Origin of the sequence: Rhodanobacter terrae (genome assembly GCF_042657005.1) — a bacterium.
In the GTDB taxonomy this organism is placed as follows: domain Bacteria; phylum Pseudomonadota; class Gammaproteobacteria; order Xanthomonadales; family Rhodanobacteraceae; genus Rhodanobacter; species Rhodanobacter terrae.
Genome location: NZ_JBHSNG010000028.1, coordinates 17,439 through 42,709, shown reverse-complemented (window position 1 = coordinate 42,709; position 25,271 = coordinate 17,439). Strand labels below are relative to the sequence as shown.

The 25,271-nt window shown below is 65.3% G+C and carries 20 protein-coding genes and 1 pseudogene; 13 read left to right on the top strand and 8 right to left on the bottom strand.

What is annotated here, in order from left to right; all coding sequences use genetic code 11:
- Nucleotides 1–63 precede the first annotated feature (63 nt).
- Together xseA and ACFPPB_RS17805 are read left to right on the top strand one after the other, a co-directional pair.
- On the top strand, nt 64–1,431 hold the full coding sequence (gene xseA / locus ACFPPB_RS17810) for an exodeoxyribonuclease VII large subunit (RefSeq protein WP_377329568.1): 1,368 nt from the start codon (nt 64–66) through the stop codon (nt 1,429–1,431).
- A 108-nt stretch (nt 1,432–1,539) separates the two neighbouring features.
- Nucleotides 1,540–2,079, top strand: a complete 540-nt coding sequence (locus tag ACFPPB_RS17805) for a DUF2058 domain-containing protein (RefSeq protein ID WP_377329566.1) — start codon at nt 1,540–1,542, stop codon at nt 2,077–2,079.
- A gap of 4 nt (nt 2,080–2,083) precedes the next feature.
- Here ACFPPB_RS17805 and ACFPPB_RS17800 read toward each other — a convergent pair whose 3' ends face one another.
- The gene (locus ACFPPB_RS17800; RefSeq protein WP_377329564.1) at nt 2,084–2,425 is read right to left on the bottom strand and encodes a VOC family protein; all 342 of its coding nucleotides are present in this window, start codon (nt 2,423–2,425) and stop codon (nt 2,084–2,086) included.
- Nucleotides 2,426–2,660: 235 nt separating this feature from the next.
- Here ACFPPB_RS17800 and ACFPPB_RS17795 point away from each other — a divergent pair, with 235 nt between their 5' ends.
- From ACFPPB_RS17795 to ACFPPB_RS17785, 3 genes are all read left to right on the top strand, one after another.
- Complete coding sequence (locus tag ACFPPB_RS17795; RefSeq protein ID WP_377329562.1) at nt 2,661–3,266, top strand: GNAT family N-acetyltransferase; 606 nt, start codon at nt 2,661–2,663, stop codon at nt 3,264–3,266.
- A 107-nt stretch (nt 3,267–3,373) separates the two neighbouring features.
- Nucleotides 3,374–6,847, top strand: coding sequence for a transcription-repair coupling factor (mfd, locus tag ACFPPB_RS17790; protein WP_377329560.1), 3,474 nt, complete (start codon nt 3,374–3,376; stop codon nt 6,845–6,847).
- A 378-nt stretch (nt 6,848–7,225) separates the two neighbouring features.
- A complete protein-coding gene (locus ACFPPB_RS17785; RefSeq protein ID WP_377329558.1) occupies nt 7,226–8,971 on the top strand; it encodes a sensor domain-containing diguanylate cyclase in 1,746 nt (581 codons plus the stop codon).
- 4 nt (nt 8,972–8,975) lie between these two features.
- Here the strand turns inward: ACFPPB_RS17785 and ACFPPB_RS17780 are convergent, their stop codons facing one another.
- The 3 genes from ACFPPB_RS17780 to ACFPPB_RS17770 form a co-directional block, all read right to left on the bottom strand.
- Nucleotides 8,976–11,246: a thiamine pyrophosphate-dependent enzyme gene (locus tag ACFPPB_RS17780; RefSeq protein WP_377329556.1), complete on the bottom strand. Its 2,271-nt coding sequence runs from the start codon at nt 11,244–11,246 to the stop codon at nt 8,976–8,978.
- 276 nt (nt 11,247–11,522) lie between these two features.
- Nucleotides 11,523–12,071, bottom strand: coding sequence for a GNAT family N-acetyltransferase (locus tag ACFPPB_RS17775; protein WP_377329554.1), 549 nt, complete (start codon nt 12,069–12,071; stop codon nt 11,523–11,525).
- Nucleotides 12,072–12,086: 15 nt separating this feature from the next.
- On the bottom strand, nt 12,087–13,256 hold the full coding sequence (locus ACFPPB_RS17770) for an acyl-CoA dehydrogenase family protein (protein WP_377329552.1): 1,170 nt from the start codon (nt 13,254–13,256) through the stop codon (nt 12,087–12,089).
- Nucleotides 13,257–13,385: 129 nt separating this feature from the next.
- Between ACFPPB_RS17770 and ACFPPB_RS17765 the strand changes: the two genes are divergently transcribed.
- Nucleotides 13,386–13,973: a hypothetical protein gene (locus tag ACFPPB_RS17765; RefSeq protein ID WP_377329550.1), complete on the top strand. Its 588-nt coding sequence runs from the start codon at nt 13,386–13,388 to the stop codon at nt 13,971–13,973.
- Nucleotides 13,974–14,247: 274 nt separating this feature from the next.
- A complete protein-coding gene (locus tag ACFPPB_RS17760; RefSeq protein WP_377329548.1) occupies nt 14,248–15,147 on the top strand; it encodes a DMT family transporter in 900 nt (299 codons plus the stop codon).
- Nucleotides 15,148–15,285: 138 nt separating this feature from the next.
- Here ACFPPB_RS17760 and ACFPPB_RS17755 read toward each other — a convergent pair whose 3' ends face one another.
- Both ACFPPB_RS17755 and ACFPPB_RS17750 read right to left on the bottom strand, forming a co-directional pair.
- Entirely contained in the window at nt 15,286–16,884 is a 1,599-nt protein-coding gene (locus ACFPPB_RS17755) for a hypothetical protein (protein ID WP_377329546.1), read from the bottom strand.
- 278 nt (nt 16,885–17,162) lie between these two features.
- A complete protein-coding gene (locus ACFPPB_RS17750) occupies nt 17,163–18,116 on the bottom strand; it encodes a helix-turn-helix transcriptional regulator (protein ID WP_377329544.1) in 954 nt (317 codons plus the stop codon).
- 90 nt (nt 18,117–18,206) lie between these two features.
- Between ACFPPB_RS17750 and ACFPPB_RS17745 the strand changes: the two genes are divergently transcribed.
- The 5 genes from ACFPPB_RS17745 to ACFPPB_RS17725 all read left to right on the top strand — a co-directional run bounded on the left by ACFPPB_RS17745 (nt 18,207) and on the right by ACFPPB_RS17725 (nt 21,710).
- Nucleotides 18,207–19,067 (top strand): NIPSNAP family protein, encoded by an 861-nt coding sequence (locus tag ACFPPB_RS17745; RefSeq protein WP_377329542.1) that lies wholly within the window; start codon nt 18,207–18,209, stop codon nt 19,065–19,067.
- Nucleotides 19,064–19,702, top strand: a complete 639-nt coding sequence (locus ACFPPB_RS17740) for a LysE family translocator (protein ID WP_377329540.1) — start codon at nt 19,064–19,066, stop codon at nt 19,700–19,702. The genes ACFPPB_RS17745 and ACFPPB_RS17740 overlap by 4 nt, the downstream gene beginning before the upstream one ends.
- A 112-nt stretch (nt 19,703–19,814) precedes the next feature.
- Complete coding sequence (locus ACFPPB_RS17735) at nt 19,815–20,801, top strand: alpha/beta hydrolase (RefSeq protein ID WP_377329538.1); 987 nt, start codon at nt 19,815–19,817, stop codon at nt 20,799–20,801.
- Nucleotides 20,798–21,142 (top strand): antibiotic biosynthesis monooxygenase family protein, encoded by a 345-nt coding sequence (locus ACFPPB_RS17730; RefSeq protein WP_377329536.1) that lies wholly within the window; start codon nt 20,798–20,800, stop codon nt 21,140–21,142. The genes ACFPPB_RS17735 and ACFPPB_RS17730 overlap by 4 nt, the downstream gene beginning before the upstream one ends.
- Before the next feature lie 196 nt (nt 21,143–21,338).
- Nucleotides 21,339–21,710 (top strand): hypothetical protein, encoded by a 372-nt coding sequence (locus tag ACFPPB_RS17725; protein ID WP_377329534.1) that lies wholly within the window; start codon nt 21,339–21,341, stop codon nt 21,708–21,710.
- Between the two features lie 40 nt (nt 21,711–21,750).
- On the opposite strand, the gene ACFPPB_RS17720 is transcribed toward ACFPPB_RS17725, so the two are convergent.
- Both ACFPPB_RS17720 and ACFPPB_RS17715 read right to left on the bottom strand, forming a co-directional pair.
- Entirely contained in the window at nt 21,751–22,674 is a 924-nt protein-coding gene (locus ACFPPB_RS17720; RefSeq protein WP_377329532.1) for a 5'-nucleotidase, read from the bottom strand.
- A gap of 88 nt (nt 22,675–22,762) precedes the next feature.
- Complete coding sequence (locus ACFPPB_RS17715; protein ID WP_377329530.1) at nt 22,763–23,524, bottom strand: NAD kinase; 762 nt, start codon at nt 23,522–23,524, stop codon at nt 22,763–22,765.
- Nucleotides 23,525–23,914: 390 nt separating this feature from the next.
- Here ACFPPB_RS17715 and ACFPPB_RS17710 point away from each other — a divergent pair.
- Nucleotides 23,915–25,084 (top strand): annotated as a pseudogene (locus tag ACFPPB_RS17710) (IS4 family transposase); the annotation flags it as partial.
- Nucleotides 25,085–25,271: the final 187 nt, after the last annotated feature.

The following is a 25,271-nucleotide window of genomic DNA, read 5'->3' as shown; positions in this document are numbered from 1 at the left end:
CCTGCCTCAAGCGGATGTTTTTTCACGACTTGATACTTTCGCCATGCTAGGCTCGCTCCCCTTATGCATGCGCCATTCGACGACACGCCACGCCACGTCCTGACCCCCAGCTCGCTCAACCGGCTGGTGCGCGACCTGCTGGGCGACGCGCTGCCGCAGGTATGGATCGAGGGCGAGTTGTCGAACGTGGCGAAGCCCGCCTCCGGCCATCTGTACTTCACCTTGAAGGACAGCGGCGCCCAGGTGCGCTGCGCGATGTTCAAGCTGAAGGCCTCCGCGTTGCGCTTCCGCCCGGTCGACGGCATGCAGGTGCTGTTGCGCGCCAAGGTCGGCCTGTACGAGCCGCGCGGCGAATTCCAGCTGGTCACCGAATACATGGAGCCGGCCGGCGAAGGTGCACTGCAGCGCGAGTTCGAACAACTCAAGGCAAGGCTCGATGCCGAAGGCCTGTTCGCGCAGGCCCGCAAGCGCGCCCTGCCCCGTTACGCGCGCCGCATCGGAGTGATCACCTCGGCCACCGGCGCCGCCGTGCGCGACGTGCTGAGCGTGCTGGCGCGGCGCTGGCCGCTGGCCGATGTCGAGGTGTTGCCGGTGCCGGTGCAGGGCCGCGAAGCGCCGCCGGCGATCGTCGCCATGTTACGCAAGGCTTCGTCCAGTGGCCGCTACGACGCGCTGCTGCTGACCCGCGGCGGCGGCTCGCTGGAAGATTTGTGGGCGTTCAACGACGAAGCGGTGGCGCGGGCGATCCATGCCAGCACCGTGCCGGTGGTCTCGGCCGTCGGCCACGAAATCGACTTCAGCATCGCCGACTTCGTCGCCGACCTGCGCGCGCCGACGCCATCGGCCGCGGCCGAATTGCTGGTGCCCGATGCGGTGGCGATCGACCGTCATCTGCAGCAGCTGCAGCAGCGCATGCTGACCTTGCAGCAGCGGTTGCTGCAGGCGCACGCCCAACGCGTCGATCATCTGCTGGCGCGGCTGCAGACACAGCGGCCGCAGGCGCGCTTGCAACGTGACCGCGAACGGCTGATGCATCTGCAGCGGCGCCTCACTGCGGTGCTGCGCGAACAGAGCCAGCTCCGCCATGTCCGCCTGGAACGGTTGCATGCACGCCTGCTGGCGCAGCATCCGCGGGCGCGCCTGCCACTGCTGGCGCGCAGGCTGGCCGAACAGGATCAGCGCCTGCGCCGTGCCCTTGCGCACATCCTGGAACGGCGGCAGACCCGTCTGCGCCATACCGGCCACGCGCTGCATGCGGTGAGCCCGCTGGCCACGCTCGAACGCGGCTACGCCATCCTGCTCGATGTCGAGGGCAAGGTCGTGCGTTCGGTCAGGGACGTAGCGGTCAACATGAAGTTGCGCGCGCGTCTCGCCGATGGCGAACTCGCCTTGCGTGTCGAGGCGAATGGAAGCAAGTCGCCCCCAGATTGAGAGACCAGCCTGGCGCAGAACAGCGCTTCGGGTCAGGCAACCTCCGTGAGCTGGACACCCGCGCGTTACAATCTTCCCCCGCAACCCTGCCCGTCTTTCCCTCATCCCATGCGCAATCCCCTGCAAGAACAACTGCTCAAGGCCGGCCTGGTCAACAAGGCCAAGGCGGCGCAGGCAGTGCGCGAGCAGGCGAAGCAGCGCAAGGGCAACGCGCCTGCGCCGCCGGCTGCCGGGCAGGTGGACGCACAGCGGTTGCAGGCCGAGAAAGCGGAGCGGGATCGCGCGCTGGCCGCCGAACGCAACGCCCAGCTGCGCGCGAACGAGCAGCATGCCCAGATTCGCCAGATCGTCGAGGCACACAAGGTGAAGCGCGAGGGCGAGATCGCCTATCGCTTCACCGACGGCGACACGATCCGCGACGTGCTGGTCAACCAGGCGCTGCGCGTCCAACTGGCCAGCGGCACGCTGGTGATCGTGCGTCACGACCAGGGTTACGAATTGCTGCCGCGCGGCGCGGCCGACAAGGTCTACGAACGCGACGCGGCGATGATCGTGCTCGATCACGGCCGCGCAAAAACCGGCAGCGGCAACGACGCAGACGACGAGTACTACAAGCAGTTCGAAGTGCCTGACGACCTGATCTGGTAGCGCGTCAGCGTTTCAATTCCAGCAAGTCCCAACCATTGCCGTACAGATCCTCGAACACGGCGACCGTGCCGTAGGCCTCGTGGCGCGGTTGCTCGCGGAAGTTCACGCCGTGGGCGCGCAAGCGCTCCCAGTCGCGCTGGAAGTCGTCGGTATGGAGCAGCAGGAATACACGGCCGCCGGTCTGGTTGCCGATGCGCGAGGCCTGCTCGTCGCCCTTCGCCTTGGCCAGCAGCAGGCGGGTTTCGGTCGAACCAGGCGGCGCCAGCCAGACCCAGCGCTTACCGCCGCCCATGTCGGCGTCCTCGATCGATTCGAAGCCGAGTGCGCGCCGTGCCAACGGCGGCACGGCGATTCCAACTGGGCGGCGGTGAGGCCGCTGGCTTGTTTGCAGGTCATGCCGCGCTCTGGAAGATTCGGCCCGTATTGTCTGGCATGCCGTCACGGCTGTCTGCCCTTGACAGCATCCCGTGCTGCAACATGGTTTCAAACCCGCAGGGACATCATGCCGCAGCCCGTCGTACAGTTTGTTATTGCAAATGGATGCTGCATTGCACACAATACGCAAAAGTACGGAGGTCTTCATGATTCCCGCCATCGACTTCTACGCCCCGTCCCGCTTTGCCCCGTTGCCGCCGCGCAGCAGCGAGCGTTTTGCGCGCCCCCGCGTGGCGCCGGCGGCCAACGGCGAACAAGTGCGTACACAGAACGATCGCGAGTTGCTGCTGCGCCCGATCGAGCCCGGTGACGTGGCCGCCATGCAACGCTGCTTCATCCGACTGTCGCCGGAAGACATCCGCCGTCGCTTCCTGCACGCCATGTCCGAACTGCCCGCGCCGATGGCGCAGCGGCTGTGCCGGATCGACCCGGCATTCGAAACCGCCTATGTGCTGATGGATGAGTCGGTGCAGCCGGCGGAGATGCGCGGTGTAGGCCGGATCTATGTCGACGAGGCTGCCGACGCGGCCGAGTTTTCGGTATTGGTGGAACATGACTGGTGCCGCCTCGGCCTCGGCGCACTGCTGATGCAGCGGCTGGTCGAAGACTGCCGCCGACGCGGCCTGGCCGAACTGTGGGGCTACGTGCTGCAGGAGAACCGGCCGATGCTGGACTTTTGCCACGAGCTGGGCTTCGTCCAGCGGACGATACGGGACGATCCGGGCACCGCGCTGATCACGCTGAAGCTCTGATCGCGCCGCTTGTAACGCTACAGCCCCAGCCTGCCGGGGCTGCCGCGTTACACTTGCCCGCTTTCCCCGGCGCGGCTCGATTGGCGGCGCCCTGAACACGCGTCCCTATGCCCAGCCTGATCAAGCACCCGCCCCTGCCGACCACCCCCAAGCAACGCCGTTACTGGACGCCGCCCCACGGCTCCGCACGGGCACTGCTGATCGCGGAAGCAGCGCGCACGCACGATGGCCTGCTGGTGGCGGTGGCCCGCGATACCCAGCGTGCGCAGGCGCTGGAGGCCGAGCTGAATATCTTCGGCGGCAACCTGCCCGTACTGCATTTCCCGGACTGGGAAACGCTGCCCTACGACGTATTCAGTCCGCATCCGGAAATCGTCTCGCAACGCATCGCCACGCTGTACCAGTTGCCCGGCGTGAAACGGGGCGTTCTGGTAGTGCCGGTGGCGACGCTGATGCAGCGGATCGCACCGCGCTCGCACATCACCGGCTCCGGCCTGGTGCTGGCCAGGCGCCAGAAGCTGGATCTGCTCGCCGAACAACGCCGACTCGAGGCCTCCGGTTATCGCCACGTACCGCAGGTGGCCGAGCCGGGCGACTTCGCGGTGCGCGGCGCGTTGCTCGACATCTTTCCGATGGGCACCGCCGAGCCGTACCGCATCGAGCTGTTCGACGACGAAGTGGAATCGATCCGCAGCTTCGATCCGGAAACCCAGCGCTCGCAGCAGCAGGTGGAGAAGATCGAGCTGCTGCCCGCACGCGAGTTCCCGCTCACCGACGAGGCGGCGAAAGAGTTTCGCGGCAACCTGCGCGAGCGCTTCCCGATCGACGTGCGCCGCTGCCCGTTGTATCAGGACATGAAGGAAGGCGTCACGCCTGGCGGCATCGAGTATTACCTGCCGCTGTTCTTCCGGCAAACGGCCACCTTGTTCGACTACCTCGCCGACAACGCGCTGTTCGTGCTCGGCGAGGGTGCCGGCGATGCAGCCGACCAGTTCTGGACGCAGACCGCCGAACGCTACGACCAGCGCGCGCACGACATCGAACGCCCGGTGCTGCCGCCGGCCGAGCTGTACCTGCCGCCCGAACATTTGCGCGAACAGCTCAACAAGCGGCTGCGCGTGGAAGTGGTCGATGCCGGCCATGAGCACGCGGTCGCCGCCGGTACCCAGCCGGCGCCGGAACTGCCGCTCAACCGCAAGGGCGAGGAGCCGGGTACGTCGTTGCGGCATTTCCTCGCCAGCTATCCAGGGCGCGTGCTGATTGCGGCAGATTCGGCGGGACGACGCGAGGCGTTGATCGAAACGCTGGCCGGTGGCGGGATGAAACCGGACAACGTGGACGGCTGGACCGCCTTCCTCGCTGCGGATGCGCAACGCTTCGCCATCACCATCGCTGGCCTTGAACAGGGCTTCGCACTCACCAAACCTGCCATCACCGTGCTCACCGAGCGCGAGCTCTACGGTGAGCGCGTGCGCAGCGAACGCGACCGCAAGCGTCGTCGCGGCACCGCACGCGACCCGGAAGCGATCATCCGCGATCTCACCGAGCTCACCCCCGGTGCGCCTATCGTGCATGTCGATCACGGCGTGGGCCGCTACCAGGGCCTGGTCTCGATGGACGTGGGCGGCATGGACGGCGAGTTCCTCGTCATCGAATACGCCAAGGGCGACAAGCTGTACGTACCGGTGGCCCAGCTCGGCCTGGTCGGCCGCTACTCGGGCACCGCGCCGGAACTGGCGCCGCTGCATTCGCTCGGCGGCGATGCGTGGGAACGTGCGCGCAAGAAAGCTGCCGAAAAAGTGCGCGACGTCGCCGCCGAATTGCTGGCGATCTATGCACAGCGTCAGGCGCGCGGCGGCGAGTCGATGCCGATCGATCGGCAATTGGTGGAGGAGTTCGGCAGCACCTTCCCGTTCGAGGAAACACCCGACCAGGAAACCGCGATCGAAGCCGTGCTCGCCGACCTGGCCGCACCGCGGGCGATGGACCGGGTGATCTGCGGTGACGTCGGCTTCGGCAAGACCGAAGTCGCGCTGCGCGCCGCGTTTGCCACCGCCACCGCGGGCAAGCAGGTCGCCGTGCTGGTACCGACCACCTTGCTGGCCCAGCAGCATTACCGCAATTTCGCCGACCGTTTCGCCGACTGGCCGGTGCGCGTCGACGTGCTGTCGCGCTTCAAGTCGGCCAAGGAAGTGAACGAGGCGCTGAAGCGGCTCGCCGACGGCCAGATCGACGTGATCGTGGGCACCCACAAGCTGCTGCAGCCGGATATCAAGTTCAAGAACCTCGGCCTGGTCATCGTCGACGAGGAGCAGCGCTTCGGCGTGCGTCAGAAGGAGCAGCTGAAGAAACTGCGGGCCGAAGTCGACCTGCTGACCATGACCGCCACGCCGATCCCGCGCACGTTGAACATGGCGATGGCCGGCCTGCGCGACCTGTCGCTGATCGCCACGCCGCCGGCGCACCGCACCGCCGTGCGCACCTTCATCTCGGCGTGGGATCCGGCGACGATCCGCGAAGCCTTGCAGCGCGAGCTGTCGCGCGGTGGCCAGGTGTACTTCCTGCACAACGAGGTGCAGAGCATCGAGCGCACCGTGCGCGAGCTGGAGGAACTGGTGCCCGGCGCGCGCATCCGCATCGCCCACGGCCAGATGCCGGAGCGCGAGCTGGAAGGCGTGATGGCGGATTTCCACCGCCAGCGCTTCAACGTGCTGGTGTGCACGACCATCATCGAAACTGGCATCGACATCCCGACCGCCAACACCATCATCATCAACCGCGCCGACCGTTTCGGGCTGGCGCAGCTGCATCAGCTGCGCGGCCGCGTGGGCCGCTCGCATCACCGCGCCTATGCGTATCTCGTCGTGCCCGATCGCAGGTCGATCACCGCCGATGCGCAGAAACGCCTGGAAGCGCTCGCTTCACTGGAAGAACTCGGCGCCGGATTCACCCTGGCCACGCACGACCTGGAAATCCGCGGCGCGGGCGAGCTGCTGGGCGACGAGCAGTCCGGCCAGATCCAGGAGATCGGTTTCGGCCTCTATACCGAACTGCTGGATCGCGCGGTGCGCGCACTGAAATCCGGCAAGATCCCGGATTTCGACCTCAGCACCGAACACGAGACCGAAGTCGAACTGCACCTACCCGCGCTGATCCCCGACGACTACCTTCCCGACGTGCACGCGCGTCTGACCTTGTACAAGCGCATCGCCAGCGCGCGCAGCGAGGACGACCTGCGCGACCTGCAGGTGGAAATGATCGACCGATTCGGCCTGCTTCCGGACAGCGCCAAGCACTTGTTTGCCGTGGCCGGCCTGAAACTGATGGCCACTCCGCTGGGCATCCGCAAACTCGACTTCGGCGCCAACGGCGGCCGCATCCTGTTCCGCGCGACTTACCAGGGAAATCCGCCCGACGTCGACCCGATGCTGATCATCAAGCTGATCCAGCAGCTGCCGCGCGTCTACAAGCTCGACGGCCAGGACAAGCTGAAGATCACGCTGGACCTGCCCGGCGCGACCGAACGCATCCGCAGCGCGCAGGAAGTGCTGATACTGCTGGGTGCCCGCCGGCCTGGCTGAGTCGGCCGGGCCCGGCCGGCATGGGCGAGCCGTCGCGAGTGACCTTCCGCGTCCGGATTGAACCACCCCGGCCGCACCGGGCGAGCAGGAACCTACATTCATCGGATGCAGTACCGGCCATAGGATGCAGTACCGGCTTCACGAATGAGCAACGCCGGGGCTTCGACGCCGCGCGCGTCGGCGCTGGCACGTCGCGTGCTTGACATGATTGCAAGAGATGGGGCAGGTTTGGAAGTTGCCATCCAACCCTGCACGGACTCCCTGGCCCGATGCCGCGCAGGCATGAAGCCATCTGTTCGTGGATGCGGATGATCCAGCAAAAAGTGCGCGTCATTCATTTGCAATCTCGACCGAGGTTGACAGAACGGAGCGATGCAGATGAGGAAGCTGATCACATTACCGGGATCGGACCGCCGCTGGCGGTCATGGTGCGGTCTTGTGCTCGGCCTGCTGTGGCTGGGCCCGGGTGTGGCCCATGCGGCTACTCCGCTGAACGGCGCCTGGCGCGAAGTCCGCGCCGATGACACCCCGCAAGCCGTGCTGGCCGAATACCGGGCAGGCCGGCTGAAGAGTTTCGACCCGTCCCTGTTGCAGCGGTTTCCGCGCAGCATTGCCGGCAGCTGGGTGGTCATCGCATCACAGCCGCCCTGGGACAATGGCGAGCGGGTGCTGACGATCTACCCGCCTCCGTTGAGTACCGCCACCGTCATCGCCAACGGCGAAACGCAGTCGCTGGCGCTGGATGATTTCAGTGTGGCGGCCCACGGCCACGGCCGGCTGGCCTGGCGGGTGCCGGCCACCTTGCCGGGATCGGCACCGATCCTGCTCCGGTTCGAACCGTCCCCCAGGCTGAGTGCGCCGGTGCGGTTCCAACTGCAGCCCTGGAACGAATATCTGCAGCAGGATGCGCAATGGCTGGTGTTCGCCAGCGCCTGCTTCGCGGTGATGCTGGCGATGGTGCTGATGGCGCTGTGCTTCGCGTTGATGCTGCGCGACGTCACCTACGCGTGGTACGCCGGTTACATCTTCTGCTACATGTTCATTCAGGGCATCCAGACCGGCTTCCTGTTCCACCCGCTGGAATGGAGCTGGCTGTCCGGCATGGCGCCGCTGGCTGGGCCGGTGGCCGTGGCGCTGTCGGTGGCGTTTGCCTCGTTGTTCATGATGCGGTTCTGCGAACTGCAGCGTTACGCGCCGCTGCTGCGGGTGCCGATCGTGGCGCTGGCGGTCGGCATGATCCAGCTGGTGCTGATGCGCTGCAGCCAGATCGCACTGCTGGTAGAGGTGGCGCAAATCCTGCTCAACCCGCTGCTGATGATCGGTGCGGTGCTGCTGCTGGTGGCCGCCATTGTCGCCGCCGCGCGCGGTTCGCGCCAGGCGTGGTTCTTTCTGGCCGGCTGGACGCCGCTGCTGCTGCTGACCGCGATGACCAGCGCCCAGGTCAACGGCGCGCTGCCACAGCTGGACTGGCTCAACGACGCGAGCCTCGCTGGCGGCGCGTTCGAGGCGATCGTGCTGTCGCTGGGCCTCGCCGATCGTGCGCTGGTGCTGCGTCACGACCGTGACATCGTGCAGGCGCTGGCCGATCACGATGCACTAACCAACGTGCTCAACCGCCGCGCCTGGACCGAACGTGCCAGCAGCTTGCTGGCAAACGGCACGCCGCGGCCGATCACGTTGCTGTTTCTCGACCTGGATCATTTCAAGCTGCTGAACGATCGCCAGGGCCACAACGCCGGCGACCGCGCGCTGGTCGCGGTGGCGCAGGCCCTGGCCACCGAGTTGCGGCCGTCCGACCTGCTCGGCCGTTACGGCGGCGAGGAGTTCGTCGCCCTGCTCGATGGCACCACGCCGCAGCAGGCCATGCCAGTGGCGACCCGCCTGTGCCGGCGCGTACACCGGCTGGAGATTCCGGCCGGCGACGAATCGATGCTGCTCAGCGTCAGCATCGGCGTCGCCGCCTGCCAGGACGGCGACGATGTGGAGTCGCTGGTCGAGCGCGCCGACCAGGCCATGTACGAGGCAAAGCTCAACGGCCGCAACCGGGTTTGCCTGTACGCCGAAACCGTGCCGCCGAGCGCGCCTATCGGGCCACGGCTGCACATCGTGAAAAAGCGCGAATAGGGACTCAGCGCTTCGCCAGCTCCCTCGCCGCAGCCACCACGTCGGCTTCACCCGGCAATACCAGCAAGGCCGCACCGGCCAGCGGCGTGAACGTGTCGGCGCCGACCACGCGCCGCATCGGCGTGGCGCCGCAGCCGCCTTCGACGATGGCGGTGATCACGCCTTCGCCCACGCCCGCGCTCTTGCGCCCTTCGTCCAGCACCAGGATGTGTTTGGCGGTCGTTGCCTGCGCCGCGATGAAGGGATCGTTGAGCGGCGCCAGCCAGCGCAGGTCGACCACGCGCACCTGCCAACCCAGTTCCTGCTCGATCGTGCGCGCCGCGCGCAAGGCCATGGTGACACCGTTGCCGAAGGTGAAGATCGCCAGGTCGTTCGCCGCCGCGTTGTAGATCCGCCCCTCGCCCAGAGTCATCGCCTGATCCGGCGCCGGATAGTCGTACTGCCACAGGCCGTCGCCGGCTTCGTACAGATCCTTGGTCATGTACAAGGCGATGGGTTCGAGGAACGCGCAGACGCGGCCGTCGACCCTGGCCAGCGCCATCATCGTGCGCAGCATCGTCGCCGCATCGTCGCCGCGGCTGGCGCAACCGACGACCAGGCCGGGAATGTCGCGCAGCGCGGTGATCGAATTGTCGTTGTGGAAGTGACCGCCGAAACCCTTCTGGTAGCCGAGCGAAGCGACGCGCATCACCATCGGATTGCGGTACTGGTCATTGGAGAAGAACTGCAGCGACGCCGCCTCGCCGCGGATCTGGTCGCAGGCGTTGTGGAAATATGCCAGGTACTGGATCTCCGGCATCGGCAGCATGCCCATGTTGGCGTAGCCCTGGGCCAGGCCGAGGATCATCGTCTCGTCCAGCAGCGTGTTGAACACGCGGCTGCCCTTGAAGATCTTGTTGAGGCCCTTGGTGACGGTATACACGCCGCCCTTCTGCGCCACGTCCTCGCCGAACAGCAGCGCCTGCGGGTACTTCGCCAGCAGGTCGTGCAAGGCCTGGCCGATCTGGATCGCCAGGTGCCGCGGCGGCAGCTTCTCCGGCAGCTTGTCCTCGCCGCCGAATACGGCGAGACGCTTCGCGGCGTAGTCGCAGCGCGTGGCTTCCGCCTGTACAGCAGCCGGTGTAAAGGGCGCCAGCGGCTTCATCACGTCGGCGAGCGAGGTCAGCCGGGGCCGCGAATCCGCATCCTCGGCGGCGGCGAAGCAGCGCTTGCGGGTGGCTTCGTAAAGATTCAGCAGTGCGTCCTTCGAGTACAGACCGGACGCCAGCGCGATGCCGGCCGAGCGCAGCAGCGGATCGGCCGCCTCGACCGCGAACAGCTCCTCGACGCTGCGCCATTCGATCTCGAAATCGGTGCCGGCATGCCCCATCACGCGGGTCGTCTTCAGATGCAGGAAAGTCGGCCGGCGCGTGCTGCGGCAATGTTCCACCGCACGCTGCACCTGCGCGTAGCCTTCGACCAGATCGAGTCCGTCGGCGAAGAAATAATCGAGGTTGGAACGATGCTGGAAGTTGCTGGCGACCCAGCCGGCGGGCGTCTTCACCGAAATGCCGATGCCGTTGTCCTCGCACACGAACAGCACCGGCGCGGGCAGCTTCTGGTACGCCGTCCATGCCGCCGCGTTGAACGCGGTCTGCGCGGTGGCGTGGTTGCTGGAGGCATCGCCGAACGAGCAGACCGTGATGCTGTCGTCGGGAATCGGCAGCTGGTGGCCGATGCGGCGCGCCTGTTCGATCGCCACCGCCGTGCCCAGCGCCTTGGGCAGGTGCGAAGCGATCGTGGACGTCTGCGGCAACACCCACAACGGCTTGCTGCCCCACACCTTGTGACGGCCGCCGGAGGCCGGATCGTCCTTGCTGGCGGCGAAGCTCAACGCCGAATCCGTGACCGGGTCCATGCCCGGCAATTTGCGGAAACGCTCGGCCATGAAGCCGCCCGAACGGTAATGCAGGAACGCCGGATCGGTATGCCGGGTCAGCCGCGCGACCATCGCGTTGCCTTCATGGCCGGACGAGCCGATCGTGTAGAACACCTTGTTCTGCACGCGCAGCACGCGCGCCATCAGGTCGAGGTGGCGCGAGATCAGCTGCGATTCGAGCAGCTCGCGGAAACCGCGCGCATCGAGCGCACTGCCCGGCCATACCGCTTCGCCGTCGCGCGGCGCAGCGCGCACGTCACCTTGCCACAACTGCACGAACTCGATGAAATTCTGATCGACGATCTCGGCGCGATTGAAACCCTTGTGGCGGGCGCTGATGGCAAACGGCATGGACATGATGGTTATCGGCAATGAGTGAGGGGTTTTCGTAGGAGCCCGCTTGCGGGCGATGCTTTTGCTTTGATTATTCCTATGCGACCGTCACAGCAAGAGCATCGCCCGCAAGCGGGCTCCTACAGAGACGTTGCATCGGTGGAGTCGCCCTTTCTGTGGGAGCGATTTCAGTCGCGATCGCTCTTGCCTCGGCATCGGGCTTCGCCCCGATCGCGGCTGAAGCCGCTCCCACAAAATCAAATCCGCCGTCACCGGCCGAGTCGATGCCGACGGATGCATTCATGGCTGTGCGCGGCGTCTGCGCCATTGCTCGCGCGTCTGTGCCCAGACTTGGGTGGGCGAATCCTCGTACGGCGCCGGCAGCTTGCCGGGACCGCGGCAGGTCGAGCCGAGTCGCCTGGCCAGCATCTGCGAAGCGCGGTTTTCCGGATGGATCGAATGGATCATCTCGCTCCAGTTCAGCCGATCGAACGCCCAGTCGATCGCCGCGACGCAGCCTTCCAGGGCATAGCCGTTGCCCCAGGCGGCGCGCGCCAGCCCCCAGCCCACCTCGGTGCCGGGCCAGTCGACCGGATGCCATGGCCCCAGCCTGCCTATCCATTGTCCGCTGCTCTTCTCGATCACCGAGAACATCGAAAAACCCTGGATCGACCAGGCACCCGCCAGGGTCAGGAAGCCGCGCCAGGCAACGGCCCGCGACTGCTGGCCGCCGATGAACTTCGCCGCCTCGGCATCGGCCATGTTGGCCGCATAGGCGTCGAAGTCCTCCGTCCGGGGCGGACGCAGGATCAGCCGCTCGGTTTCGATGCGCAGCGAATCGAAATCCATGTGCATCCGCCCGTTTCAGAATGCGTTGATGCCGGTCAGCTCGCGACCGACCACCAGCTCGTGCACGGTCTCGGTGCCTTCATAGGTGATCACCGATTCCAGGTTCAGCGCGTGACGGATCGCACCGTGTTCGGTGGTGATGCCGGCGCCGCCCAGGATGTCGCGGCACTGGCGAGCGATGTCGATCGCCATGCGGCAGTTGTTCCACTTGGCCAGCGACACTTGGGTGGGCTGCATCTTGCCGGCGTCCTTCAGGCGACCGAGTTGCAACGACAGCAACTGCGCGGTGGTGATGCGGCGCGCCATGTCGGCCAGCTTCAGCTGCACCGCCTGATTGGAAGCCAGTGGGCGGTTGAACAGGATGCGCTCACTGGTGTAATCGAGCACCTCCTTGAGGCAGGCCTGGGCGGCACCGATCGGGCCCCAGGTGATGCCGTAGCGGGCCTGGGTGAGGCAACCCAGCGGCCCCTTCAAGCCCTTCACGTTCGGCAGCCGCGCACTGTCGGGCACGCGCACGTTGTCGAAGAACAGCGCCGAGGTGACCGAGGCGCGCAAGCTCATCTTCTTGTGGATTTCCTGCGCCTTGAAACCGGCCGTGTCGGTGGGCACGACGAAGCCCTGGATGCCGTCCTCGGTCTGCGCCCATACGATGGCGATATGCGCGAGGTTGCCGTTGGTGATCCACATCTTGGCGCCGTTGATGATCCAGTCGCCGCCGTCCTTTTTCGCGTGCGTCTTCATGTTGGCCGGATCGGAGCCGCCGTGCGGCTCGGTCAGGCCGAAGCAGCCGATCACTTCGCCGGCCGACATCCGCGGCAGATACTGGCGCTTCTGCTCCTCGCTGCCGTAGGCGAAGATCGGATACATGCACAACGAACTCTGCACCGAGGCGAAGCTGCGCAGGCCGGAATCGCCGCGCTCCAGCTCCTGGCAGATCAGGCCATAGCTGACGCCGTTCATGCCGGCGCCGCCGTATTCCTCGGGAATGGTTGCGCCGAGCAGGCCGAGCGCGGCGATCTCCGGAATCAGCTCCTTCGGAAAGCGGGCCTGATCGAAGCAGTCGCCAATGATGGGCAGCACGCGCTCGTCGACGAAGCGGCCGACGGTGTCCTGCACCATGCGTTCCTCGTCGGTTAGCAGCGAGCGGACATCGTACAGATCGAGCGGATCGAGGCGAGCAGCCATGCGGGGTTCCGTAGTAGTCGGGCAAGGCTGTCAATTGTAGCCGGGACGGGGATGACGGTCACCGACGGGGATGCCGACGCAAAACGATGGCTTACCCCGCTGCCCGCGACAGGGGAAGCGGCCTAGAAAGTGGGTGTCGGCAACATCAGCACCATGTGGGCCGACGAAACACCACCCTGCCCTCAGGAAACCCTTGCAAAGGAGATCCCCATGCGCCTTATCGCCTCAGTTCCGCTTGCCCTGTCATTTTTCATGGCATCCGGCATCGCCAGTTCACGATCCGCCCCCCCGACACCTGCCGCGCCCCCAGGCGGCGAATACGTCGAAGTCGGCGCATACCTCACCCGCGATGCAGATATCGAAACCTGGTACACCGCGGTCAGCCGGCTGAAGCAGAATTTCGACGATATCTGCGGCGATACGTTCTGCGAAGGCGACTACAGCAATATCCAGTCGCTGAGTTTTCGCTGTTCGGTGGAGAAACTCACCGGAGTCGTTGGTCGCTGCGTCTGGATATTCGCGGCCAGCAATGAGGAGGTCAGCCCAAGCGACGGCCGCATTCTCGTCGACACGCATCACTGGCGCTGCCGCAGTCCGCTTGCGCGGTTCACCCGGATCGATGACCTGCTGACGGCACTATCCGGCCCGCAACCCATGCGCGCCATGCTCCCCGGCACCAGCAAATCCATCTATGACGGGCTGGCAGACTGCCTGTAACGCCAGTTGACGAGTCAGCCGCAAGGCGAGCCCGCTTGATGCTGGTTCGTCTTGCAGTGGTGACTGTCGTCATGCGCATTGCGGCGGCACTGAATTGCCGGCGCACCGCTCATTCCCGAATGGGTCTTCGAGGTCAAGACGCTATCGACGTTGCCGGCTTGGATATACGTCGTCGTGAGGGTGTGTGACCATGACTGGATCGGTTGCTTACCGTCGCGCCCCGCGAAACCTGCGGCTGCGAACCGATACAGACATTCTCCTTGCACAGAAAATCGTGAATCCGAAAGCCGCCAATCCCGCTGTCACAGGTGTCCTGCTCGGCTTCATGGCGTTTGCCGCGTATGCGCTCAGCGACGCTTTTGTGAAGTCGCTGAAGGGCTCGCTGCCCGCCTACGAAGCCGTGTTCTTCGGTGCCGCGCTGGGGCTGACTGCACTGCCCTTCATCAAAGGTCGCAATGATCGTTGGCGCGAGGTGCTGAAGGTGCAACGTCCGGGTCTGTACCTGGTACGCGCCATTGCCGGCGCTGTCGGCAGCATCGCCGCCGTGATCGCGTTCACTGCCCTACCGATGGCCGAGGCGTTTGCGCTGATCTTTCTGCTGCCGATCTTCGTGACCATCCTGTCGGTCGTATGGCTGAAGGAACACGTCGGCTGGCGTCGCTGGTCAGCAGTGGTGGCCGGCTTCGTCGGCGTGCTGGTGGTGTTGCGCCCGGGTTTCCGCGCGCTCGGCATCGGCCATCTGGCCGGCGCTATCTGCGCGCTCGCCGGCGCTGTCTCGATGATCGCCCTGCGCGTGGCCGGTCCGCATGAAAAACGCATCACGCTGTATAGCGCCGGCGTGATCGGCCCGATACTGCTCACCGGCGTGCTGATGCTGGCGGATTTTCGCTGGCCCGGCCTTGCGCAAATGGGACTCCTGCTCGGCTACGGCCTACTCGCGGCGCTCGCCGCGGTGCTATTGATGCTGGCCACACAGATAACCCCCGCCAACCACGTCGCGCCCACCCAGTACAGCCAGATGCTGTGGGCGGTACTGCTCGGCTACGTGCTGTTCCACGACGAGCTGGACTGGCCGATGGCCGTGGGTATCGCGATCATTCTGGGCGCCGGGCTGTTCACCTTCGTGCGCGAGGAGAAGGTCACTCGTTGGTGGAAGCGCGTGCGAATGGTGTGACTGCATGTCCGCGCGACAAGCCTTCGAATGCGCCAGACCGTAGTTCCGCCAACACCGCTGAAGAAACGTGGCCACCAGAAGGAGGCCACGTTTCTTGTCGCGCCCGCCCAGCCCGATGGGCTGGACGGCACGTCTCGCTTACTGACAGCCCGGGAACTTGAACGACCCGATGCGGGTGTTCCAGTTGAACGAGCCGGTGGTCTTCAGATACTCGCTGGTGTACCAGAACGTGCAGTCGTCGACGGGGTCGACGGTCATCGCGCTGTAATCGCCCCAACGCGACAGGTTGTTGCCGCTCTGCGAACCGAGTCCCTCGATGATGCTGCTCTCGGACTGCATCGTACTCAGCGCGTCGGTCGCCAGACGACCGGTGTAACGGATCGCGGGATGGAGCGCGCTGCTGGATACGCTGTAGCCGAGCGCCATGTCGCCCAGCTTGTCCATCGCCACCGACCCCATCCAGCGATAGCTGGTGTCCGGCGTGAAGGTGGACTGCTGGTAGACCACCGGCGTGCCGCGAGGGCTGCGGATCTCGTACCAGCGCACGCCGGTGTACGGGTTCTTGTGCGTGGTGCCGACCTTCACCGAATGGGTGACTACCAGCGATTCATGGTCGGTGAAGTTGCGATAGGCCAGACGGAACATCAGACGGTCGGCCAGCGAATCGAGCTTCTGGCTGACGCCGGACTGCGGGATGCAGGTACCGCCGCCGCAGGCTGCAGCGAACGAGGCAACCGGGATGTTGAGCGGACCTGTCAGCGTGGTGTTGGCTGTATTGGTCCAGTCGACATGGAACTTCCACAGGTTCAGCGAACTGCTGCCGAAGTTCATCAGATAGTTCGGCGAGCCGGCCGGCGGCGCGGTGGCACCGTCGAGATCCGCCGGCAGCACGCCGCCGTAGCTCGACGACAACTGGAAGCACTGCTGGGTGGCCGCGGCGCCGCTCAACATCGCATTGCGGTCGTAGGCGCACAGCTTGGCGCCGGCGAACGTATTGCCGTTGAACATGTTGAACGTTTCGTAATAGGCATCCGGCCAGACGCCCATCTTCGGGTAGTCCGGGAAGATGCTGCCGTACGGGAAGGCATAGCGGTAGTAGGCGCCGGTGGCGTCGCTGGTCGCCGATACCGCCACGCACTGGTAGTACGGCGCCGCCGTTACCGCGAACTGGGCGATGATCCAGCGGCCGGCCGCCTTGTCGTACACCACGGTGGCATCGCCATCATTGTCGGCCTCGCAGGGGCCGCCGAAGCCGGACCACAGCGTGTTGGTCGCCACCGGACCGTAGCTCACCGCCTTGGTCGACTTGTCGAACACCGCGAATGCGCTGTTGACGATCTGCACGTACTGGGTCGCACCGACGGCACCGTTGGTATCCGGTGGGGCGCTGTTGACGGTGAACGTGCCCTGCGGCCCGCTGAAGCCCTGGCCCACGCCGTCGAAGCCGGCGCCGAGCGAGGGGGCGAAGCTGCCGGTACCGAAGCCCTGCACGGCACCATCGGTCTGGTTGCCCGGACCATCGATGAACGGCAGCGGGTGAGCCGGGTGGGCATGCGAGTTCTTGACGAAGTCATCCGGTCGCGGCATCACGCCGCGCAACGAGTGCAACGTATCGTGCTGTACGGCCGGAGTGACCTCGGGCCCGGTGGTATCGGCGGCATTCACGCTGCTGGCAGCAACGAGGCCGATGGCGGCGCACAGCGCGAGGCTGAGGCCGTTGGTTTTGGACAATGACATGTATTCCCCTCCAGAAAGATCGTTGGACTTTCTCGAACCGGGTGTACATACGACGAGCCAGTCCTTGTCGCGACCGGATCGCAATGTTCACCGGGGTGCCTCTCCGGATCGCAACACGCCTTGTCGCGACTCCCCTCGGAGAGGGCCCGAGCATATGGGTCCATGACGTTTTCGGCAATTTTTTTCAGCTCATCGCAATTTCACGCGAACGTCACCTGTCGTCGCCTATGGCGCCGGAACTGCGGCCTGGACGAAGCTGACGGACCGCCGCCGCGCGATCAATCCCCGGTCATTGCGTGCAGCCGCGCCGCGCAGATCCTGAGCTCGGTGCGCAGATGCGCCGGCGTGCGGATCTCGAAGTCGAACGGCAGGCCGGCGAGCTGGCGCGCAAACCAGGCCAGGTCGTCCGCGCCGGTGCGCAGAAGCACACCACCGTCGACCGGCTCCAGCAAACCGAACGCCAGCGAAAACGCGCGGCGCGCTCCCTGCAGATCCGTGTGCAGCAGAACCTCGATCGCATTCGCATGCGGAATCGCCGCAATGCTGCGCACCAGCTGATCCAGCGGGTCGAAACCGGCAGGCCTGCGGAACGGCCGATCGAGCTGGATCACCTCGTCGATGCGATCCAGCCGGAATGTGCGCAGGCCGTGACGCAGATGGCACATCCCCACCGCGTACCACGCACCGGCCCGGTACGCGAGCCCGTATGGATCGAACTCGCGCTCGGTGCGCACGCCCTGGGCCGATTCGTAACTCATGTTCACGCGCCGCTCTGCCTGCGCCGCACCGGTCAGCGCGATCAGCGCCGCATTGCTGTCCGGCGTGCTGGCGGATGGCAGCAGATCGACCTTGACCGTATCGGCAATCGCACGTACATGTCGCTTCAAACTGTCCGGCATCACGCGGGCGAGCTTGGCCTGCGCGCTCTCCACCGCCGGTGCGGCCTCGGCCAGACCCAGACCGCGCGCGGCCACCATGCCCACCGACAGCGCCACCGCCTCATCGTTGGTGAACATCATCGGCGGCAGCTTGAATCCGGCGACCAGCATGTAGGCACCGTGGCGGCCGCGCTCGGCGGTCAGCGGAATGCCGAGATCCTCCAGCATCACGATGTAGCGCCGCAGCGTGCGCACGTCGACGCCGACCCGCCGCGCCAGCTCCGGGCCGCTCATCCGGCCGTGGCTTTGCAGCAGTTCGAGTACAGCCAGTACGCGCGTGGTGGGCTGGGCCATGGCGGCGATTGTATCGGCCAATCAGGGCGAAATTTGACCTGTATGGGCTTTAACGTGCCGGCACACTCTTCGACAAACCAGGGATCTCTCGTGAAACCTTTCGAACGATTGCTGCGCGGCGTCGTCCTGCTCGGCGCATTCGGCGCCGCGATTTCGGCACACGGCAAACCCACCAACGGAACCACCACCATGGAAAGCGTGCAGCACCTGCAGGACTACCAGGTCATCGAATTTCGCCGCTACGTCACCAAGGACGGCGAGCGGGCGCACTTCGTCAAGTATTTCGATACGTATTTTCCCGAGACCTTCGAGCAACTGGGTGCGATGGTGTTCGGGCAATTCACGGAACGCGGCCATCCTGATAGCTTCACCTGGCTGCGCGGCTTCCACGACATCAGTGCGCGCCCCGTCGTCAACGCGGCGTTCTACTACGGGCCGGTGTGGAAGGAGCATCGGGTCAAGGTTAACGCGATCCTGCCGGACAGCGACAACGTGATGCTGCTGCGTCCGCTGCGCGCCGAGCAGGGCGTCATGGTGCTACCGGCGGTCGATCCGGTGACCGAGGAACACGGTGCACAAGGCATCGTGGTGGCGCAGATTTTCGCGGTAAAGAAAGGCAGCGAGGACGCATTTGCGCGTCGGGCGGAGGCCACCTTTTCCGCCTACCGCATCGAAGGCGTGCACCCGGCCGGCGTGCTGGTGACGCTGGATGTGCCGAACAACTTTCCGCAGCTGCCGATACGCACGGACGGCCCGTTCCTGGTCTGGCTCGGTGTGGTCAGGGACAATGCCACGCTGGACGGGCGGCTGGCGCCGCTGCTGACCTCGGCGGAAAAATCGCTGGCGGACTCCGGTCTGCTGCGTGGCGCGCCCGAACGCCTGGTGATGGACCCGACCCGGCGTTCGCGCCTGCGCTGGCTGCCCGACGCGACCGCCGGAGCGTCGCCATGACCCATTACGGGCAGTTGTGGCTGTTCTTCGTCCTGGTCTTCGGCATCATCGTGCTGCCGGGCCTGGACATGGCCTTCGTCATGGGCAGCGCACTGACCGGCGGACGCAGCCGCGGCTTCGCTGCCGTAGCCGGCATCATCGCGGGCGGGATCTGCCACGTGCTGATGACGGCACTGGGCATCAGTGTGCTGATCAAGCTGATCCCCGGCGCCTTCAACGCCCTGCTGCTGGCCGGTGCGCTGTATATCGGCTGGATCGGCATGTCGCTGATGCGCAGCGAATCCTCGTTCGGCCTGCACCCCGACAGCAGGCCGCGCTCGCGTGCGGCGACCTTCCGCCAGGGCATGCTGACCAGCCTGCTCAACCCCAAGGCCTACCTGTTCATGCTGGCGATCTTCCCGCAGTTCCTGCGCCCGGACTACGGCCTGATCTGGCTGCAGGCGCTGGTCATGTGGCTGATCATCGCGCTCAACCAGTTGTGCGTTTATGGCGGCGTGGCGTTGATGGCCGATCGCGCGCGGCGATGGCTGCATGGCAAGCCCGCCGCCGGGATGATGGCGACGCGCTGCGTGGGCGCCCTGCTGGTCGCGGCGGCGATGTTCACCGGATTCGAAGGTTGGCTCGGCCTGCATTAAGCCCGTCGCGCGGTGCAGGCACGAACGACGACTGGCATGTTTCGCTGGTCGCCAAAACGTTCCTTGCCGTGCTCTAGCCATGATGGCAGCCCCACCCACACGAGCCACAAACATGTCGGGACTACTGGCACTCGGGCTGATTTCCGTGCTTTCCGCGAACACCATCGACCTGCCCGTCCCGCATGCTCCCGGGCAGCGGCTCGCCCTGCACTGCATCGCGCCGGAGCACGCCAACGGCCGCAGCGTGCTGTTCGTACACGGCGCCAGCTTCCCGACCATGCTGGCGTTCGGGTTCGAATTCGCGCCCGGAGACTCCTGGATGAGCCACATGGCGCAACAGGGTTTTCTCGCCTGCGGCCTGGACTTCCTGGGCTTCGGCGCGTCCAGCCGCCCCGCGGCGATGGGCCGGCCTGCCGAAGGCGCCGCCCCGGTAACCCGTGCGACCGAGGCCGCGCAGGAAATCGCCGTGGCCGTCGACTACCTTCGGCAGACCCGCGGGATGAGCCACGTCCACCTGGTCGCCCATTCCTGGGGCACCATTCCGGCGGCCACTTTCGCCGCAGAACATCCCGGCGCCCTGGCTTCGCTCACCTTGTTCGGCCCCGTCGTGGCGAAACCGGGTGCATCGGCCGAGGCCGTTCCCGGCGCCTGGTGGACCATCACCGCCGAAACGCGCTACCAGCAATTGCGTTTCAAAGGCGTCCTGCCCGCAGGCATGACGCTGCTGGAGCCGGCCATGGCGCAGCGATGGGCTGCTGCCTTCGATGCTTCGGTGCCCCACGTCGAGGGAGACGAGCCGGGCGAACTGCGCATTCCCGCCGGCCCCGCAGCGGATATCGACCGGGTGACAGCTACCGGCGCCTATCCCTACGACCCGGCATCCATCAAGGTACCGGTCTTCGTGGTGTACGGCGATTACGACCGCGTGACGGACGATGACGGAGCGGCCACTCTGCTGGCGAAGTTCAGCAGCAGCCCGCTGAGGTGGCGCATGCGCATCGACCACGGCACTCACGTGATGCACCTGGAGCGGAACCGCCATTCGCTGTATCGGGGTGTAGACGCCTTCATCCTGGCGGCCGAGGCGCAGCAGCGATGATCGCCGTGATCTTCGAACTCACCCCGGCCGGCGGGCACCGCCAGGAATACCTCGACATCGCCGTTCAGCTGCGCCCGTTGCTGGATGGCATCGATGGCTTCGTTTCGATCGAACGCTTCGAGAGCCTGACGACGCCCGGGAAAATCCTCTCGCTGTCGTTCTGGCGCGACGAAGATGCGGTGGCGCACTGGCGGAACATGGAATGGCACCGTATCGCCCAGGCCCGCGGCCGCGCCGCCGTCTTCGAGGATTACCGGTTGCGCGTGGCCAGCGTGAGCCGCGACTACGGCATGCACGAACGCGAACAAGCTCCGGCGGACAGCCGGCTTTTCCACGCCTGAGTCCCGCCGACCTGTGCTGGCGTCGCCGGCCCACGCAAATACTTGCGCGCCAAGGCGGCCTGGGGCCCGTTCCACGCAAGAGCGAACCGCTTCGCGGAGGGCGCTGATCGATCGTATTCGCCGGCATTGAAAGCGCTAAAATGGAACCCGGAACCCGCCACGCAAGGATGCATTCCTCGCAGTCGGAGGTACCACCATGTCCCGCCTGATTCTCATCGCCCTGCTCGCGACCCTGGCGCTCGATGCGCGAGCGGCATCCGACACCTGCCGCATCAGCGGCACCGCTTACGACTACACCGGACATCCGCTGCCCACGGCAGTGATCCGCCTGATCGACCGGCAAACGCGACAGACCGCCTACGAGGCGACCGATGCGAATGCCGCGTTCGCTTTCGCCGATCTACCCGTGGACGCCAGTGGGCAACGTTACCGGCTCGATGTGCTGAGCCCGCCCACCTTGGTCACCGGCGCCCTCATCCCCACGCGCTCAGTGCTCGGAATCGCGCCCGCGTTTGCATGCGGCGCGGGCCAGAGCGTGCGTGCCGACGTAAGGGTCGAAGTGCGCTGACGCACGGCGGACATTCGAGCAACGTCTCCTTGGCCGAGTGTCACCGGTTGCTCACACCATGCGGCACGTGGCCGGTAGCCACGTGCTTGCGCGCGGACTCCACGTTTGCCGGTGAGTCGTCGAAAAAGATGTCGGCGCCGAACGCATCGAGGAACGGGCCCTTGTCGCGGCCGCCGAGGAACAGCGCCTCGTCGATGCGCACGCCCCACTTGCGCAAAGTGAGGATCACGCGCTTGTGCGCGGGTGCGGAACGCGCGGTGACCAGCGCGGTGCGGATCGGCGAGTTCTCGGCCGGGAACGCCGCCTGCAGGCGATGCAACGCGGTGAGGAAGCCGCGAAACGGTCCGACCGACAGAGGTTCGGAGGCGTGCTCGCTTTCGCTGCGATGGAAAGCTTCGAGGCCTTCCTCGCGCGATACGCGTTCGCCTTCGTCGCCGAAGATCACGGCGTCGCCGTCGAAGGCGATGCGCAGCTGCTCGCTGGCGCGCGGCGCCGCGGTGCTGGGCAGGATGGTCGCCGAAGCCACGCCGGCGGCCAGCGCGCGTCCGACATCTTCCGCATTGGCTGAAAGAAACAGGTCGGCCTTGAACGGCGCGATGTAGTCGGAGGTCGGCGCGCCGCTGGTGAATGCGGCGCGGCTGATTTCCAGGCCGTAGTGCTGGATCGCGTTGAAGATGCGCAAGCCGGTGTCGCCGGAGTTGCGCGACAGCAGGATCACCTCGACCGGCGGGACGTCGCCGGCCAGCTTGTTGAGGCCCAGCAGCTTCTGCACCAGCGGAAACGCCACGCCGGGCTTCAAAATCTCGTTTTCGTGTTCGATCTGGAACGAGCGGTAGGCGTCCAGCCCTTCGCGCTCGAACAGCGCATGACTGTCACCCAGATCGAACAGCGCGCGCGATGAAATCGCCACGACCAGGCGGTTGTCGGTGGGCGAGTCGGGGGCGTGGACGGTTGGCTTGGTCATGACGCGAATCTAGCGCATAGAGCGAGGAATGAGTGAAGAGGAGCGAGCAACGAGAGGAGCTTCTCTCTCCACTCACTCCTGAATTTTTTCATTCCGCCGCGAACTGCTCGTCGAGAATGCGCTGTTCGAGGTTGTGTTCCGGATCGAACAGCAGGCGCACGCCCTGCCCGCCGGATTGCCTGATCGAGACCGTGCGCACATCGCGCACCTCGTGGAAATCGGCGGTGGCACTGACCGGACGCTTGGCCGGATCGAGCACGCGCAGGAGCACTTCCGTGCGATGCGGCAGGATCGCGCCGCGCCAGCGGCGCGGGCGGAACGGACTGATCGGGGTGAGTGCCAGCACGTTCGCATCCAGCGGCAGAATGGGGCCATGCGCGGACAGGTTGTAAGCGGTGGAGCCTGCCGGGGTGGAAACCAGGATGCCATCGCAAATCAATGTCGCCAGTTTCACGATGTCGTTGAGTTGCACTTCCAGGTGCGCGGCCTGGTTGCTCTGGCGCAACAGTGAAACTTCGTTGAACGCCAACGCCGAGTGTTCATTGCCTGCCGCATCGGTGACCTGCATCTGCAGCGGGAACAGCGACGCCGTATGCGTGCGCGCGATTCGCTCCGGCAAGCCGTCCAGCTTGTGCTTGTTCATCAGGAAGCCGACCCGGCCCAGCTTCATGCCATAGACCGGCACTTCCAGCTCGCGGTACGCATGCAAGGTGCGCAGCATGAAACCGTCGCCGCCCAGCGCCACGATCAACTCGGCCTTTTCGGGCGGCACATCGCCGTAACGATCGACCAGTTTGCGCCACGCCTGCTGGGCGACGCTGGTATCGCTGGCGACGAAGGCAAAACGCATGGGCATCGGCACGTAGTGGCAGTCGCACGAGCTTACCGTAGGAGCCCGCTCGCGGGCGATGCCTTTGCTCTGGGTTGATGGATTCGGAGCGAAGAGCTTTCGTGCGCCTCTGGCGCTCGAGTCACTCACCTTGCGGATTTCTTGTAGGAGCCCGCTGGCGGGCGATGCCCTCGCTCTGGGTCTTGGTTGGTTGGTTTGAAGCGAAGAGCGATCGTCCTTCTGCGGAGGGCGAGTCACTTTTTTCTTGCGTGGCCCAGTGCTGTCTGGGGAAAGTGCCCGGCGATCTCAGCAAGCCGCTGATTGAGCGTCAAAAAATGACAGTTCCGGGGGTGTTAGCGATTTCAACCGTGCAGGCCTCAGGCTGGACGACCTCACCGGGAGGGCGTCGCCATGCACGAAGGCCAGTTTGTATGCACGCAGCTCATGTGGCATCTGCCGATGCATACGTTCCGACGCCTCGTCGCGAAGTACGACGGCGATCGCTACGTGAAACGCTTTACCTGTCTCGACCAGTTTTTGTGCATGGCCTTCGCTCAGCTCAGCGGGCACGAAAGCTTGCGCGATATCGAGATCTGCCTGCGCGCGCACCAAGCCAAGCTCTATCACCTGGGCATCCGCGGTCGCGTGGCACGCAGTACGTTGGCCGATGCCAACGAACAGCGTGACTGGCGTATCTATGCCGAGTTTGCACAAGGCCTGATCACGACGGCTCGACGACTCTATGTCAACGATCCGCTCGATATCGAGCTGGCCCATACGGCCTATGCACTCGACTCGACCACGATCGAGCTTTGCCTATCGGTGTTCCCGTGGGCACGTGCCATGCAGCCTGGTCGTGGTGGCCTCAAGCTGCATACGCTGCTCTACATAAGCGGCGCCATCCCCACGGTGATCAGCTTTTCCGAGTCGCGCCAGCACGATGTGCACATGCTCGACGAGCTGGATCCCGAGCCCGGCGCGATCCATGTGATGGATCGCGCCTACCTCGACTTCGAGCGTCTGTACCACTTCCACTGCGAGGGCGCGTTCTTCCTCATGCGCACCAAGAAGAACCTACGCGTGCGTCGACGTTATTTCCAGCCGGTGGCGGATCGCCGCCTGATCGGTTGCGATCAGACCGTGGTGCTGCTGCGTGATGTGATTCGCGCGAAGTATCCCAGTGTCCTGCGCCGCGTGCGTGTGCGCGATCCTGACAGCGGTCAATCCATCGTTCTGTTGACCAACCACTTCGCACTACCAGCAACGACGATCAGCGCCTTGTATCGCCATCGCTGGCAGATCGAAATCTTCTTCAAATGGATCAAGCAGCACCTGCATATCAAGGCCTTCTTCGGCACCTCACTCAATGCCGTGAAGACCCAGGTGTGGATTGCCGTTGCGGTCTACGTGCTCATCGCCATCGTGAGCAAGCGCCTTCACCTGAAGGCTTCACTCTACGAAATTCTACAGATCCTGAGCGTGACGCTATTCGAACAAACCCCTTTGGAATGCGCTCTGCGGCAGCAAGAACTACAGAATTCTACCGATGACCCCGCCAACCAATTGACTCTTTACTCTTTGGTTACTTCCTCTTTGAGCACGCAAAGAGAAAGTGACTCGGGCGCCAATGGCGCACGAAAGCTCTTCGCTTCAAACAACCACCAAGAGCCAAAGCATCGCCCACCAGCGGGCTCCTACAAATACTGCATGTTGGAACGCCCGGAGACTTTGCAGGCACCGGGCGTTCTGAACCGCATGACGGCGGGCG